Source organism: Pirellulales bacterium (genome assembly GCA_019694455.1).
GTDB lineage: Bacteria > Planctomycetota > Planctomycetia > Pirellulales > JAEUIK01 > JAIBBY01.
Genome location: JAIBBY010000017.1, coordinates 59118 through 75459 on the forward strand (window position 1 = coordinate 59118; position 16342 = coordinate 75459).

Consider the following 16342-nt stretch of genomic DNA (forward strand, 5'->3'; position numbering starts at 1 on the left):
CATTTGCCGACGGCGCAAGCTGGAGAGTCGCGCGAAGGTGCGCGATCGAGGTGAAGAGCGCCGCGCGAGCTGAAGGCCCGCGCTATTTGAAGGCGGCAAAATCCTTGCCGAGGAGCGACGAGGCAATCTTGAGCTTCATGATTTCGTCGGTTCCTTCGTAGATGCGGCAGACGCGCACGTCTTGCAGGTGACGGCCGACGCGATATAGCTCTGACCAACCGCGGCCACCGAAGACTTGCACCGCGCGGTCGGCGGCGTCCCAGGCGGCGTTGGTGGCAAAGAACTTGGCCTTGGCCACTTGCAGGTCGGCCTGCGTGGCCAGCGCTTGATCGGCCAGATTGGCATCGCTGGCCTGCTTGGCCTCGGCCGCGCGCTCGACGAGCGCATCGCTGGCGGCGCGCCCCATTTCGATCATGGCGAGATGCTCCTGCACTAGCTGATGACGGCCAATCTCCTTGCCGTGCTGGCGGCGGGTGCGGCTGTAGTCGAGCGCCTCGGCCAGGCAATCTTCGATCACGCCGAGACAGCCAGAGGCCACGCTCAACCGACCAGAGACGAGCGTGCCCATGGCGATGCGAAAGCCGTCGCCTTCCTGCCCCAAGAGATTGGCGACAGGGACCGGATGATTGGTCATCTCGAACATGCCGGTGTTGGCGGTGAACATGCCCGGCTTGGAGTGCAGTTCTTCGGCGGCGAAGGTGCTGCCGGTGGTCTCGACGATGAAGGCGCTCATGCGGCGCTGGTCGCCGGTTTTGTCGGCGGGATAGGCGAAGACGATCACGCCATTGGCAATGCTGCCATTGGAGATGAGATATTTGACGCCCGAGAGCAGAAAGTGCTCTCCCTCGCGGCGATAGGTGGTGGTGAGCTCCAAGGGGTTGGAGCCGGCGTCTGGCTCGGTGAGTCCGAAGGCGAGGATGAACTCGCCGGCGGTCGAACGCGGCAGGTAGCGCTCTTTTTGATCGGCATTGCCGTAGCGCAGGATCGGGTACTGGCCGATGGAGGTCTGCCCGGAGAAGAAGGTGCGGACGCCGGTCCCTTCGCGGCCGATGCGGACGAGGGCGCGGGCATAGGCGACGGCGCCGGCGCCACGGCCGCCGTACTCGACGGGGACAGGCATGCCGAGCAGGTTGTATTTTTTGGCGAGGGGGATGATTTCGTCGTTGGGCCGATGCTCCAAGTAGCAGAGCTCTTCAACGGGGCGCAGCTCCTGGCAAAAGGCGTCGACATCGGCCAGCAGTTCGGCGGCGTCGGTGGTGAGATTGGTTGGCATGGGTGGTTGGTAGTTAGGCGAAGGATACGAAGCCAAGCAAGGCAAACATTGCAAAGGTTGACGGTGAGGATCGAGTTGGACACCATGCTACAGCATGGGACTCGACAAGATACCAAGTTCATTGCGAGGAAAATTCACCTTCGACGAGCGCGAACATGCGTCGGCGGTGTTGGCCACGGATTTTCCCGCTGAGTGGAACGATCTGATGGCCTGCCTGGATGAGTTCTGGCTCACCAAGACCGCAATTTTGACGCCCGGAGGAGGCCGATCGCCGATTCCGGCGCGGCTGGACGGATTCTTGCAGAAGCGTGGTTGGAGCGAAAAACGCTTTGACACGCGCATTGTGGTGGACGGAGTGGAGACGCCCAGCCCGACGCACAAGATCGACAACTTCAAGAACCATGTGGCCATTGAAGTCGAATGGAACAACAAGACCGAGTTCTATGACCGCGATCTGAACAACTTTCGTCTGCTGCGCAATCTGCATGTGCTTTCGATTGGGGTCATCATCACCCGATTGAGCGAGTTGCAGACCTTGTTCGCGCAATTGGGCAAAGGACCGGCCTACGGCAACTCGACAACGCATTGGGACAAGCTGATTCCGAAAGTCGATGGCGGCGGCGCCGGCGGGTGTCCGCTACTGCTCGTCGGCATGGGCATGAATTGCTATCGAGCCGATCTTTGAAGCGCATGCCCGTTGTAGGCCTTGTGGATGGGCCGAGTGTGCAGGTAGGTGTCTAGCTCGTCGCCCCACTGGGTCCAACCTTTGCGCCGCTCGCGCGCGAAGAGTTCCAAATAGGGCGCCGGGCTGCATGCTTCGATGATTTCGTAGAGCTGATCGGGTTTTTTGGAATGTTCTTCCTTGCGCGTCTTGAACAGATTCACCTGCCGCCGACCCGGAGGAAGCGTACGCAACGAGCCACGAATTCCGAACAAAATCAACTCGGTGACGTTGCGAAAATAAAAACCGACTCCGCGTCCATCGGGTTCGCCATCTTTACGGATTTTGTGCCAGACGATGTTGCCTTTGTACTTGAATCCCCAGGCTTCCATCGTGCGCAGGCCCCAAGGCAACAGCGCATTGGGGCACCAGAGATAAAGGTGCGACTTGGCGGCGGCATGCTCCTCAACCGGCATGGCGCAGATTTCGTCGATGTCCATCGTATGGTAGCGACGCAGGCGCTTGTGCTCTGGCGCGACTTTGCCAGTGCGGTTTTGGAACCGCCACGGCGGATCGGCGAGTATCGTTGCAAACTGACCCTTCTTCAGGCCAGGGAGCCCCGGTAACAGACTCATACAGAAATCCTTCAATCCGTTGCCAAGAGTTCGCGCAAGTGGAGTTCGACCGAGCCGGCCAGCGCAGACGTGTTGTAGCCTCCTTCGAGCACGCTGACCACCCGCCCGGCGGCGCGAACGGCGGCGACATCACGGACGATGCGAGTCAGTTCGATGTAGTCTTCAGTCTCCAGGTCGAGCGAGCCGACCGGATCGTCGCGGTGAGCGTCGAAGCCGGCGCTGACAATCACCAACTCGGGGCGCATGTGGCCGGCGAAGTCTTCGAGCGCGGCGCGGAATTTTTCCAGATACGCCGCGCGGGGCGTGCCATAGCCGACCGGCAGATTGCGGGTGGCGCCGAGACCTGGACCAGAACCGGTTTCGTCATGGTCGCCGGTGCCGGGGTAAAACGGCCAGCGGTGGATCGAGAAGAAGCCGATGGCCGGATCGGTCCAAAACGCGGCCTGCGTGCCGTTGCCGTGATGCACGTCCCAATCGACGATCAACACGCGGGCCAGGCCGAGTTCGTCGATCGCCAGGCGCGCGGCGATGGCCACATTGTTGAACAGGCAAAAGCCCATTGCGCTATCGGCCAGCGCGTGATGGCCAGGCGGGCGGACGAGGCAGAGGGCGGTGGCATCTTCTCCGGCGACAACGCGGCGCACGGCATCGCAGGCGGCGCCGGCCGCCAGTAGCGCCACGTCGAACGACGCGGGACAAACAACGGTATCGGCTTCCAGCCGGCGCTGTCCCGATTCGATGAAGCGGCGGAGCGAATCGATATAGGCGGGTTCGTGAGCGCGGCCGATCTGGTCGAGCGAAGCGGCGGGCCAGACGGGTCGGACGCAGCGCTGGTCGAGGCCGACGCGTTCTAGCTGCCGCGCGACATAGAGCACGCGCTCGGCCCGTTCGGGATGCCGCCCGGTGTCGTGCTCTTGAAATCGCGGGTCTTGATAGAGGAGGGTCACCCAATTCTCGTGTGGGGGCCAGCGTGATCGGCACGGGTCGGCTGTAGGATGGGTGACGATTGTATCAGACCCCCAATGGCGCTCGCGGCATGGGGCCCGCGCGCAACGGCAATGCGCAACTGTCGAGCGGGTTTAGGGTTCAGACTGGCGGGGCACTTACCGGCAAGAGCGTCAGGAACTTGACAGCAGCGACCGGGGCGGGATAGGCTGACCAATACGGAAGTGCTTTGCCGACAAGGCGTTGCCGCCTGGAGAAAGCGCCAGCATGTTGGCGAATGGGGCGGGCTTGGTGAGAACGCGCCGCGGCAAGTAGAATTCCGGCCCCTCGTCTAGTTTGGTGCATCGGAACAGAAGTTTTGGCTCGGCGCTGGCAGCGCTTATTCTTTGGGCTGCGCGTCGACTTGGCGAATCGCTTGCGGGCGAGATCGCCGCGGATGGAACAAGCGAGCATGACGGCAGTCGTGAGTCGATTCTTGGTGAGATCGCATTTCACATATCGTGTGGCCTCATGGGCCGTGGCTGGGACGCTGACGATCTGCGCCAGCGGCGCGCTTGCCCAGGAGGCGGCAAAGCGCCCGGCCAACTGGAAAGAAATGCAGGTCGCCGAGCCCCAAGGGGGCTATCGCGCGGCCAAGGCACAGGCCGAGGCGATGGTTCGCAGTGGGTCCGTCGCCGATCAGCAAACCTTTGACGCCTATTGGAAGTGGCATTTCGCCCAGCTCACGCGGTACGAATTGCGCAACAAACTGCCGGCCATCCGCTCGCTCTTCAAGCAAAAACTGAAAGATCGGCAAGGCGCCGCGCAGGCGCGGCTGGTGAAAGAAATCGCGCTGCCGATGTTGACCGAAATCGTAGAGGACGCGGGCTACGACACGATTGTGCGCTACAACGCCTTGCTGATGTTGGGCGATTTGAATCAGACCGAGCCGAACGCGCGCGGACAAGGGGCGGTGGCGCTCGCCGAGGCGCTGCCGACGTTGCTGAAGTTCCTTGATCCCAAGTTGCCCGCCAACGACACCAATGACACGTTGCGCGTGGCGGCCTTGATTGGCGTGCAGGGACACGCCGAGCGGGGGGGCGTGCGCGACGCGCAGCGGCGACAACAAGTACAAAAGCTATTGCAGCAAATCGCCGACGAAACGAATCCACCGGCGGGACGCCAACCAGAAGTGCACGAGTGGATCACTAATCTCGCGAAAGTGGTGGCCAAGAGCATGCAGCCCGCCGGCTCCGTAGCCTCGGGCCGGTCGGCCAGGATGGAGCGCCGAGGAACGAGATCGTCGAACGAGCGGTAATGTGCCGCGATCGCCAGCCAGGCAAAAGGATGTGCCGTGGCCTCAGTCAAGCGAACCTGCCAGAAGCGCTTTTCTCATTGCCTGATAGCGGCGCTGGTCGCCTGTTGGACCGGTTGCAGTTCGCTGCCTGACCTCAAGCGCTTGGCCGACGCGACGGACAAGAATGTTCCGCCCGAGGCTGCCAGCGACGCGCCGGCGGAGCCACCCGTCGACAAGGCCGCGCAACCCGACGCGCCGACCGAACCGAGCGCCGCGCTGGCCAAGCAACTTGCCGCCGGACGTTGGTGGCCAACGCCGCCCGCCGCCGGCGGCAAAATCGCCGAACACCGCTGGCGTCATGAGCAATTGGAGCAAGCGCTGAAAACGCCAGACGCCGCGCTGTTGCGACAGGTGGCGGACGGCAGCGACCGATACGCGGCGGCCGACGCCGTGATTGGACTGGCGCGGATTGGCGAAGTCGTACCGCGCGAGCGCTTGTTGGCGGTGGGCAGCGACGCGCAGTTGGAGACCAATCGGCGCTGCGCCGCCATCGAGGCGCTGGGCGAGATCGTCGAGCGCGAAGGGACGGCCGACTGGGAACTGTTGGCGCCGCTTTGCGATTCGGCACGCGAAGGATACGACGGCGGCGCGCACGCCGAGGCGATTGCGGTGGCCACCGAGCTAGCGATCGAGATACCGGCGGCGGCGATCGTCGAGGCGGCGCGCGCGAAGCCTGTCGAGCCGCGCAAGGCGGCGGCGCAATACTGCGCGGCGCGGGGAAAGGATTTGCCGATTGAGGTTTGCGATCTGCGGGCCGATCCTGACATCAACACGCGCAAAGCGGCGCTGGCGGCGATTGCCGCCTGCGCGCCGGAAGGGGCGGCGGACATGTTGGCGGCATCGCTCACCGACACCGATTTTGGCGCGCGGTTGGCCGCGACGCGGGCGCTGGGACAGGTGGATAGCGACCAGGCGCGGTCGCTGTTGCGCGCGCAGCTCAAGGACTCTGGCGAGTTGATCCGCGCGGCGGCGGTCGAAGCTCTGGCGGCCAGCGGCGCGCATGAGGAAATTTTGGAATTGGCGACCGATCGCTCGTGGCGAGTGCGCAAGTCGGTGGCGGCGTCGCTCGCCAAGACCCCGAGCCGCGACGCGCAGGTGCTGGCCGCGCAACTGCTCAAGGACCAAAGCCCCGAGGTCGAGGTGGCGGTGGTCGAGGCGGTGGCCCAGTGGCCGCTTGAACGTGGGGGAGAGATTTTGCTGACGGCGTGCGCGCATGCGGCGCTGGTGACGCGGCAGCGGGCGGCCGAGCGACTGACGGCAATCTGGCCGGAGGCGAAGTTGTTTTCGGCCACGGCGCCGGTGGAACGCCGCGCGGAGATGATCGCCGAGTTGCGAGCGCAACTAGCGAGCGCCGCGCCGATGGCGCAGTTGCCAGACGTGGGCGCGAGGCGAGGGCGTGGCGATAGCGCGATCGGCGCCGAGGAACTGCAACAAACGCGGGAACTACTGGAGCGCCTAGCGCTGGCCAAGGGCGCCGATGAACAGCGCGCAATCAACGAAGAACTTGCCGCAGGGGGCGAGGCGCTGCTGCCGGCGTTGGAGGCAGTTGCCGGGTTGTCGGACGCCCCGTTGCCGGAGGCGCTCTATCGCGAGGTGTTGCCGGCGCTGGATCGGCGCTATGTACTACTGGCGCGCATGCAGGACGGCGACCAAAACGAGCGGCGGCGTGCGTCGAGCGAGCTTGCCGCGCTGGCGACGGTCGATGAGGCCGGTCCGCTCGCGCTGCGGCGGCTGGCCGAGATCATGCCGCGCGAGCGCGACGCGGTAGTGTGGCTGAACGTCTGGAAGATCGTCGGCGGCAGCACGAGCGATCCGGCGATGCGATTGGCGTATGCGGGACTAGCGCACACGGAGGCCGAAGTACGGCGCGAGGCGTGCGACTATCTTGGCGCGCATCCCTTGCCGGCGCATGAACCAGCGCTAGCGGCGGCGCTAAGCGACTCGCCCGACGTGGCGCGGGCCGCCGCGCAGGCGCTAGGGCGGTGCGGGCCACTAACGGATGTGTCGCCGCTGCTCGTGGCGCTGGAGTCGAACGACCCGCGGTTGCGGTTGGCCGCGGCCATCAGCTTGACGCAGCTTGGCGAGCCAGCCGGGGGCGCGGCGCTGGAGCGATACAGCCACAGCGACGACGCCGACATTCGCCTGGCGGTGGCGCAAGCGCTGGGTGAGTTGGCCGATCCACAGTTCGCCGCGGCGCTAGCTCGGATGCTCGATGATCGAGAAAGCATCCGCCGGGCGGCGCTATTGGCGCTGGAGCAGACGCTAGCGGACGAGATTCCGTATGAGCCAGCAGACGCCATCTCGCGCGACGAGCGTGTAGCGCGGTGGAAGCGGCGGTTCGCCGCGCAATAGGCGGCCGCGCCTGTCATTTATCTGAGCGCCGTTGCGCGCCGCCGAAGCGCAGGCGACAAGTCAACGTGAGCGCAATACCGATGGCGCGACAGCGCTGCGAGACCGCGCGATCCCCGCATTAGTGCGGCGTTTGTCGGCAAGCGGCGCTTGCTGTAACACGCATTTGGCGGCATATCATTAAAATTTCCAATGGGCATTATAAAAGGAATTGGTTGCGCTGGATGCTGGCCGGCGGCTTTGGGCGCGTGCTATAAACGAACTCAGTCAAGACGCGCACGCGCGGCGCCCGGCGAAGCAACAAGGGTGTCCCTAGCGCGTGCCACGCACTCCCGCCCCGGATCGCTTCTAACGCAAGGTGACGTTTCGCATGAGCGAACCCACGATTCAACTATCGTTTCCTGAGCCCGATATCGCCCAACTGACGTTCGACGCGCCCGGCAAAGGCGCCAACGTGTTCTCGCGCCATGTGCTGGAAGAGCTCGACGCGCACCTGAACCAGTTGGAAAAGCGGACCGACCTGGCCGGGCTGATTATTCGTTCGGGCAAGCCGGGGCAGTTCATTGCGGGCGCCGACATCACCGAGTTCGCGGCGGCCAAAGACATCACGCGGGAGCAGGTGTACGAGATGTGCACCGGCGGACGCAAGCTATTTCAACGACTTTCCAAGACGCCGTTTGTCACCGTGGCGGCGATCGACGGCATCTGCCTGGGTGGCGGCGCCGAGATTTCTTGCTGGTGCGATCGTCGGCTAATCGCCGACGACCGGCGCGCTCAGATTGGTTTTCCGGAAGTGAAGATTGGCATTATTCCTGGCTGGGGGGGGACTGCCCGCGCGCCGCGGATGATCGGTCTGGGGAACGCGATCGAGATGATCGCCAGCGGCGAGCCGGTCGACGCGCGGACGGCGTACAACATGGGGCTGGTTTCGGATGTGGTGGCGACCGACAAGCTGCAAGCCGCCGCAATTGGCTTGGTGCGGGCGGAGCAGAAGTCAAAGCAATATCTCAAGGATCGCGAGACGTGGAGCGGTCCGTTGCCGCTGGACAGCACCGAGTTGGGCTTTTTGGCGGTCACGGCCAACGCGTTCATCAGCGGTCAGACCAAGGGGAACTATCCGGCGCCGATCGCCGCCTTGAACACCATGGTCGGCGTGGCGGGCGAAGGGATTGAAAAAGCGTGCGAGGCCGAAGCCAATGGCATGGCCGACTTGTTCGGCACGCCGATCAACCGCTCGCTGATCAACGTCTTCTTGTTGATGGACCGCAACAAGAAGGACACCGGCATCGACCGGACCGACATCAAGCCGCGGCCGATCAAGTCGGTGGGCGTGTTTGGGGCGGGCATCATGGGGGCGGGCATTGCCGCCGCCGCTGTGCGTAAGAAGATTCCGGTCACGATCAACGACGCGATGACCGCGGCCCTGGAGAAGGGGGTGCGCGGCATTTTGGAAGAGGTGTCGTTCGACAAGAAGCTGAAGGGCCCCAGCGGGCCGAAGATGCTGGAGAACGCGCCGCTGGTGAACGCCACCACACTGGACAACGAGTTCAAGAGTTGCGATCTGGTCATCGAGGCGGTGATCGAGAACCCGGACATCAAGAAGAAACTGTACGCGCGGGTTGAGCCACTATTGGGACCAGAGGCGATTCTGGCGACGAACACGTCGACGATTCCGATCGCGCGACTGGCCGAGGGACTCAAGCATCCGGATCGCTTCTGCGGGATTCACTTCTTTAACCCCGTGCGGCAGATGCCGCTGGTGGAAGTGATTCGCGGCCCCAAGACCAGCGACGAGACGGTGGCCACCGCGGTGGCGTACGCCAAGGGCATTGGCAAGTCGCCGATCGTGGTAAATGACGGGCCGGGCTTTTTGGTCAATCGCCTGTTGCTGCCATACATGAACGAGGCGCTGGAACTGATGCTCGACGGCGCCGACATGGCCGCCATCGAGAAGGCGGCGCAACGATTCGGCATGCCGATGGGACCCCTCACGTTGTACGACGTGGTGGGCATCGACACCGCGTTTTACGCCGGCCATGTGATGTATGAGTCGTTCCCGGATCGGGTGGTCAACTCGCCGATCCTGGCCGCGATGGTGGAGAAGAAGCGGTTTGGCCAGAAGACGGGCGCCGGTTTCTACAAGTACGGCGGCGGCAAGAAGGGAAAGGGCGAGGTCGATCCCGAGCTAGAGACCATCGTCGGCCCGCATCGCCGGGCGCAGGGGCTGAAGTTCAGCACCGAGCAGATCCAGAACCGACTCTTCCTGCCGATGGTGCTGGAGGCGACGCGTATTTTGGAAGAGAAGGTGGTGCGCGACCCGCGCGATGTGGACCTGGGCCTGATCTTTGGCACCGGGTTCCCACCGTTCAAGGGGGGCCTGTTGTTCTGGGCGGATCAGATCGGCGCCGCCAAGATCGTGGAGTTGCTCAAGCCGCTGGAGTCGCTGGGCGAGCGGGCCAAACCAACGCCGATGCTGTTGGATCTGGCGGCCAAGGGTCGCGGCTTCTACGGCTAAACCGAGTCCGAGCAAAAAACAACTGCGCAACAAAATTTGAAAACTTTCGCGGGCCGCGCGGCCCGAGCGTGGAGAGAAGCGATGAAGAACGCGGTGATTGTCGACTGTGTGCGAACTGCGGTGGGCCGCGCCCACAAAGACAAGGGCGCCTACCGCGATGTGCGGTCGGACGATCTGGCGGTGCAGGTCGTCAAGGCGCTGGTCGCGCGCAGCGGCATCGACCCCACGGCGATCGAAGACATTGTGATGGGCAACACCCAGCAGGTGGGCGAGCAAGGCATGAACGCCGCCCGCTGCATTGGGCTGATGGCGGGTTTGCCGATCGAGTCGGGCGGGACGACGGTCAATCGGCTGTGCGGCTCGGCGCTGCAGGCGTTGAATCAGGCGGTGCATTCGATATTGGCCGGGGCGGAAGATTGCCAGGTAGTGGGGGGCCTCGAGCACATGCAGCATTTTCCGATGGACGCCGGCGCCGACCCCAACCCCAAGCTGTTTCATCGCACCTCGAAGGGGGCGCTGGGCATGGGCTTTACGGCGGAGTTTTTGGCGATGTCGCAAGGCATCAGCCGGCCGGAGCAAGACGCCTTCGCGGCGCGATCGCATCAACTGGCGGCCGCGGCGCATGCCAAGGGAGAGTTCAAGAAAGAGATCGTGCCGGTCTGGGGCAAGGACGAGAACGGCGAGCGCATGCTTTTGGAAATTGACCAGTGCGTGCGGCCCGATTGCACGCCCGAGTCGCTGGCCACGCTGAAGCCGGCGTTCGTGCCGGGGATGGGGACCGTGACGGCGGGGAACAGCTCGCCGCTGAACGACGGCGCGGCGGCGATGCTGGTGATGAGCGAGGAGAAGGCCAAGGCGCTGGGGCTGAAGCCGCTGGTGCGGATTCGCGCGACGGCCATCGCCGGCGTCGATCCGGCGGTGATGGGGACCGGCCCCGTGCCGGCGACCAAGAAGGCGCTGGAGCGGGCGGGCATGAAGCTGGAAGACATTGATCTGATCGAGCTGAACGAGGCGTTCGCATCGCAGGCATTGGCCTGCATGCGGATGCTGAAGATGAACGAAGACAAAGTGAACGTACGCGGCGGCGCGATCGCGATTGGTCACCCGTTGGGGGCCAGCGGCGCACGAGTCGCCACCACCTTGATTCATAACATGATCGATCGAGGCGCGAACACCGGTCTGGCGACGATGTGCATCGGCGTCGGTCAGGGAATCGCCACGATTTTCGAGCGAGTCTAGTTGGTAGGGGGACTCGCTCGAATTTACTTGCAGTCTGGTTCCGCCAGGGCCGGTTGATTGTGGCCGTGGCGGCGTCAGCTTACGATAGACCGTTTCCTTGAGGGGGTCGCCGCCGGCGGCCGTGAACCAATTTGTTCCGCGCCCTACGCCAATTGGCGTAGTGGCACGGCTCGTTCGCTTTATTACTCAGCGACACAACCGGCTCTCGAAACTCGCCCCGCGAGGCCTCTTGAGTCTGTTCTGTCCGCAAACTCCAAGGGTAAAGGCACATGTCAACCAGAACCGAAGCGGATGCCGAGTTGAAATCGCAAGGCGCCAACGGCGCGCATGTTGAGGAGAAGGAGTCGTTCGCCGAGACGGCCTTGAAGCTCGGCGGCAAGAGCGCGGAGGAGGCGCGTCGGACGGGGGCGATCGACAAGGCAGACGATCAGGTGGAGGACTTGTTCAAGTTCCGCACCACCGCTAGCCCGATTCACCGGGCGGTATGGGACGCGGAGTTGCCGGTCGATCTGTTCGCGAGCCAGCCCACCAAGGTCGCGCCGGAAATCGACAAGGTGATGACGGACTCGATGAACGTGGTCCGACGTCATCGCGACGCCAAGACGCTGTACAACGACGAAGGCAAGATCACCGACGCCTGCCTGAACGATTTGGGTGGCGCCGGCTACTGGGGGCTGTTGGTTGACAAGCAATACGGCGGTTCGGGGGCTCCGTTCGCCGCCTTCGCGCCGTTCATCACCAAGATGGCGATGCTGGAAGCCACGGTGGCGGGTCTGGCCTCGGTGCATGGTTGCATCGGCGCCGTCGATCCGGTGCGCACGTTTGGCTCGTCCGAGCAGAAGCAGCGCTTCTTGCCGAAACTGGCCAGCGGCGAGCGGTTGAGCGCGTTCGCGCTGACGGAGCCGGGGGCCGGATCGGACCTGACGCAACTCCACACCCGCGCGGAGTTGCAGGGCGACCATTATGTGGTGAACGGCGAGAAGCTGTTCATCACCAATGTGACGCCGGGCCGAACGATTGGCCTGGTGTGCCTCATCAAGGACAAGCCGGCGGTGCTGATCGTCGATCTGCCGGAGCAGGAGAGCGAGAACTTCTGGCTGAAGAAGTACGGCCTGTACGCCATCCGCGGCGCGTACAACCGCGGCATCATCTTCAAGGATTTTCATGTGCCGGCGGAGAACCTGCTGCAACCCAAGCGCGGCGACGGCTTGACCATCGCCTATCACGGGTTGAACCTGGGTCGCGTGTCGCTGTGCGCCAACGCGGCGGGCATGATGCGGCGGATGCTAATCGGCATGGTACCGTGGGCCCGCTTCCGCAAGACGTACGGACAGGCGATCTCGAGTCGCGAACTGGTGCAGAAGCGATTGGGCTCGTTGGCGGGGCTGATTGTGGCCTCCGACGCGCTGGTCGAGTGGTGCGCCAGCTTGCTGGATCAGGGTTATCGCGGCGAAATGGAGTGCATCATCGCCAAGATCTTTGGCAGCGAAGCGCAGAAGCACGCCGCCATTGAGTACTTCATGAAGACGCACGGTGGCCGCAGCTTCCTGGAAGGTCACCTGTTTGGCGACAACGTGCACGAGTTCCTCGCCCCGTGCATCTACGAGGGCGAAGGCGAAATGCTCGGCATGGCGTTCTTCAAGAGCATGGTCAAGCAGCACGGCGTCGAGTTCTTCGAACCGATCGGACGGGCGCTGCAATCGGCCGGCATCAAGAAGCCGAGCATGGCCAACCCGGCGCATCTGTGGGCGCTGCGCGGCCCGATGATGAACTACGGCAAGTGGATGATGTCGCAGCGGTTGCGGCGGGCGCCGAAGCCGGCCATGCCGACCTTGCCCGCCAAGCTGGAGGCGCATGCCGAGTTCGCCATCAACTTCCTGCAAAAGGCGCCGCTGGACATCAGCGGCACCATGAGCAAGTACCAGTTGGCGCTGGCGGATCGTCAGTGCCGGATGGCGGAGATCTCGCAGCGGCTGCAAGACGCCGTGGTGATGCTGTGCACCGCCTTGTGGGGCGGACGACAGCAGAACGAGGTGCTGCGCGACGCGGCCGACATCGCCTGCCAGGACTTGGCGCGGCGGATCACCGGCAAGCGCGTGACCGACAGCTACTTCCGCAGCGTCACCAAGTTGGGCCAGACCATCGCGGAGCAAGACGGCTGGAAGGCGCTGTGCCCGATCGCGGATTACACGCCGGAAGAAATCCTCATGTCGTACAAAGACTAGAGTTCTGTTGAGCAATCGACAGACTACCAGTTGCGACGTGAGGCGATAGTCAGCAGTTTGCGACACGCTCAGGCCTTGGCGCTTGAGCGTGTCGTTTTATTGAGCAATCGCGGCGGATCCGGCCACGGCCATCGCGTGGCCGCCGCCCACGGAGGAAGTACCGACGATGAAATTCATTGCCACGGTGAAGCGGACCCCGCAGCGCGACACGAAGATGCGATTGACCGGCGACGGCGCCTTGGTGCTCGACCAGGTGCAGTACGAGGTGAATCCGTTCGACGAGTTGGCGGTGGAAGAAGCGCTGCGGCTGCGCGAGAAGCACCCAGGGGAAGTGGTGGCGCTGACGGTGGGACCGGCCGCGCTGTCGGAACAATTGCAAACGGCGCTGGCCATGGGCGCCGACCGGGCGATTCGCGTGGACGCCGCCGACCCGCTGGACGCCTTGCAAACGGCCCATGCGCTCGCGCATGCCGTGCGCAAGGAGGCCCCCGATCTGGTGTTGATGGGCAAACTGGCGATCGACGCCGAAAACGGGCAGGTGCCGCTGATGCTGGCGGAGCTATTAGATTGGCCGCACGCCTCGTTCGCCTCGCAGATTGAGGTGGCGGCCGACGGCAAGAGCGCCAAGGTCACCTGCGAGGTGGATGGCGGTCTGGAGATTGTGTCGGTCGACCTGCCGGCGGTGATCACCACCGATCTGCGCTTGAACGAGCCGCGCTACGCCTCGCTGCCGGGCATCTTGAAGGCGAAGAAGAAGCCGCAAGACATCATCCCGCTGGCGGAAGTGGCCGACCTGCCGGCCACTGGCTCGCGCGTGGCGGCGTATCGCGCGTTGCCGGCGCGGCAGAAGGGGGAGATGGTGGCCTCGGCCGAAGAGCTGGCGCAGAAGTTGATGGCGAAGGGGCTGATCTAGCCGCGTTGCGGCACAACGCTAGCGGCGCCAGCAGAACTCGCCTGGAAGGGCATGCGCGCCGCCGCTAGAGTATCGCCCCGATCGCGCGCCGCGGCGCGCGCGCCGAGTAGGGAAACCCTAGTTCCGGGAGCGGGCGATTGAGTCGCTGCGCGGCCAGCTTATTGCTGCTGATTGTCGGTTTGTCGCCGACGCGCGCCGCGATTGCGCAAACGGCGTCGCTGGGCGAACCGGTGCTGATCGACGCGCAATACGGCTCGGTTGGCGAGCAGATCGCCGCGCCGCCGCAACCGGCCGCCGCGCCGGCGCCGGAGCAGTATCTGGATTTGAACTACTCGGACCGCACCTTTTGCGCGGGAGACTACCCAGACAATTACGCGCCGGCGTGGACCTGGCAGGTCGTGCCGACGGGGCTGATCTATCGCAACTATCTGGCCGGGCCGCGCGAGCCGCGCCTGTCGGCCATCTACAACTGGCAAGTGAGCGGCGGCACGAACCGCTTCGCCGATTTCACGCTGGGGGGGCACGCGGGGCTGTTGCGTTACGGCAGCGCCGATGGGCCGCGCCCCGGCGGATTTCAGCTTGATGTGGAGGGAGCGGCGTTTCCGCGACTGGACCCGCGCAACGAATGGGACCTGCGCGGGGCCGACTTTCGCGGCGGCTTTCCGTTGACCTTTGGTTACGGTCCATGGGAGCTGAAGACGGGCTACTATCACATCAGCTCGCACCTGGGGGACGAGTTTCTGCTCAAGAACCCGGGCTACCCGCGAATCAACTACGTGCGCGACGAGATCGCGCTGGGGGTGGCGTATCGCGTCCGCCCGCCGCTGCGGCTATTCGCCGAAGCGGACTACGCGTTTCACCGCGATGGGGGAGCGCGGCCGTGGATCTTTCAGTTTGGGGTGGATTGCAGCCAGTTGGAACCGACAGGTTTTCGCGGCTCGCCGTTCCTGGCGGTGCATGGCTATGTGCGGCAGGAAGTGAACTGGGGAGGGAGCATCTCCGCGCAAGCGGGCTGGCAGTGGCGGGGCTACGGCCCTGGGCACCTACTGCGGTTTGGGGTGAACTATTTCAACGGCAAGACGGTGCAATTCTCGTTTCTCAACGACTCCGAGCAGTTGACCGGCCTTGGGCTGTGGTACGACTTTTAGTTGGCTGTTGAAGCGGCGGGCAGTGGTTTTCGTTCGTCGCGGCGCGGCGGTGGGGGCTACAATGGGCGCGGCATGCTGCTTCTGCTGCGGCTACGCCTCAGCCTGTACTCCAGCGGTACAGCGGAGTTTCCTAACCCCGACCTTCAGTGTCCGTGGCACAGGAATTTGATGCTGGCCAACCCGCCGGTATCCGAAACTACGGGACGATCGCAGCCGAGGCCCATGCAGATGAGTGCCATCGACACTCGGAATGTTTTCGCGATGAGAAATGCAGGTCGATTTTCAGTACTGAGTTTGGTAGTAGTTCTATCGCTAACAACCATCGCCAAAGCTCAAAACGACACAAGGGTCAAAGGCGAGCGAATCGTCGATAGAACCGCAGCAACTTGGCAGTCGCAGCAGGTACAAGAGCCCTGCATCTTGGAGAATCCTAAAGATCCAAGCCGGCTAATCATGTTCTATTCGGGTGTGCCTGCATCTGATCGCAGCACATGTTATGTCGGAAAGGCCTGGGCGCTCAGGAGTGACCCGTTCACGTGGCATCAGGATTCGGCTAACCCGGTCTTCGTTCCCGCAGACAGTGGCTGGGACTCTCAAAGCGTCCGGCTAGACTGCGTGCTTTATGTCGCGGAAGAAAACGCTTACTACGTTTACTATTCCGGTACGGATATCGTGGACGCGCACAACCGCATAGGCTTGGCGATCTGTCCGGCAGGCGAAGACGGCTACTCCAAAATTACTCCTGCGACGATCCAACGCCACGGTTCTGCCCCCGTGTTGGCTCCAGAACCTGCGGAGCCGTTCCATGAGACCATGGTCTCGCAGGCAGCGGTCCTGCGTGAAAGTGACTCCACCAAACAATGGCGATGGTATATGTACTACTCCTACCGCGGCAAAAATGGCGTACTGCCGGGAATTCGTTTTGCCACCTCAACCGATGGGAAGACGTGGCGCCGGCACTATAACTTCCAGGATTTACGCGGAATGGGACATCTGTTCGACTCAGTTCCAGACGCGTATTACGAGTGGCACCAGATATTCAAGGTGGCGGACACCTATGTGCTCTCAATTGAATGCGGACCAAATCGCGGCGAACGCTGGCG

General features: G+C 63.6%; 11 protein-coding genes. 8 read left to right on the forward strand and 3 right to left on the reverse strand.

Annotated features, from left to right (window positions below; genetic code table 11):
• Positions 1-82: 82 nt before the first annotated feature.
• Complete coding sequence (locus tag K1X71_09080; protein MBX7073288.1) at positions 83-1273, reverse strand: acyl-CoA/acyl-ACP dehydrogenase; 1191 nt, start codon at positions 1271-1273, stop codon at positions 83-85.
• Positions 1274-1367: 94 nt separating this feature from the next.
• On the opposite strand from K1X71_09080, the gene K1X71_09085 reads away from it, so the two are divergent.
• Entirely contained in the window at positions 1368-1958 is a 591-nt protein-coding gene (locus K1X71_09085; protein ID MBX7073289.1) for a hypothetical protein, read from the forward strand.
• On the opposite strand, the gene K1X71_09090 is transcribed toward K1X71_09085, so the two are convergent.
• Positions 1940-2569, reverse strand: coding sequence for a hypothetical protein (locus tag K1X71_09090; GenBank protein MBX7073290.1), 630 nt, complete (start codon positions 2567-2569; stop codon positions 1940-1942). The two genes, K1X71_09085 and K1X71_09090, sit on opposite strands and share 19 nt — an antisense overlap.
• 11 nt (positions 2570-2580) lie before the next feature.
• Entirely contained in the window at positions 2581-3516 is a 936-nt protein-coding gene (locus K1X71_09095; protein ID MBX7073291.1) for a histone deacetylase, read from the reverse strand.
• 449 nt (positions 3517-3965) lie between these two features.
• Here K1X71_09095 and K1X71_09100 point away from each other — a divergent pair, with 449 nt between their 5' ends.
• The 7 genes from K1X71_09100 (at position 3966) to K1X71_09130 (ending at position 15239) form a co-directional block, all read left to right on the forward strand.
• Positions 3966-4811, forward strand: coding sequence for a hypothetical protein (locus tag K1X71_09100; protein MBX7073292.1), 846 nt, complete (start codon positions 3966-3968; stop codon positions 4809-4811).
• A gap of 36 nt (positions 4812-4847) precedes the next feature.
• Positions 4848-7202, forward strand: a complete 2355-nt coding sequence (locus K1X71_09105) for a HEAT repeat domain-containing protein (protein ID MBX7073293.1) — start codon at positions 4848-4850, stop codon at positions 7200-7202.
• A 367-nt stretch (positions 7203-7569) separates the two neighbouring features.
• Positions 7570-9714: an enoyl-CoA hydratase/isomerase family protein gene (locus K1X71_09110; protein MBX7073294.1), complete on the forward strand. Its 2145-nt coding sequence runs from the start codon at positions 7570-7572 to the stop codon at positions 9712-9714.
• Between the two features lie 81 nt (positions 9715-9795).
• A complete protein-coding gene (locus K1X71_09115; protein MBX7073295.1) occupies positions 9796-10953 on the forward strand; it encodes an acetyl-CoA C-acyltransferase in 1158 nt (385 codons plus the stop codon).
• 269 nt (positions 10954-11222) lie between these two features.
• A complete protein-coding gene (locus tag K1X71_09120; protein MBX7073296.1) occupies positions 11223-13178 on the forward strand; it encodes an acyl-CoA dehydrogenase family protein in 1956 nt (651 codons plus the stop codon).
• 166 nt (positions 13179-13344) lie between these two features.
• Positions 13345-14091 carry an electron transfer flavoprotein subunit beta/FixA family protein gene (locus K1X71_09125; GenBank protein ID MBX7073297.1) on the forward strand — a complete coding sequence of 249 codons (747 nt, stop codon included), beginning with the start codon at positions 13345-13347 and terminating at the stop codon, positions 14089-14091.
• 137 nt (positions 14092-14228) lie between these two features.
• On the forward strand, positions 14229-15239 hold the full coding sequence (locus K1X71_09130; protein ID MBX7073298.1) for a DUF1207 domain-containing protein: 1011 nt from the start codon (positions 14229-14231) through the stop codon (positions 15237-15239).
• The last annotated feature ends 1103 nt before the right edge of the window (positions 15240-16342 follow it).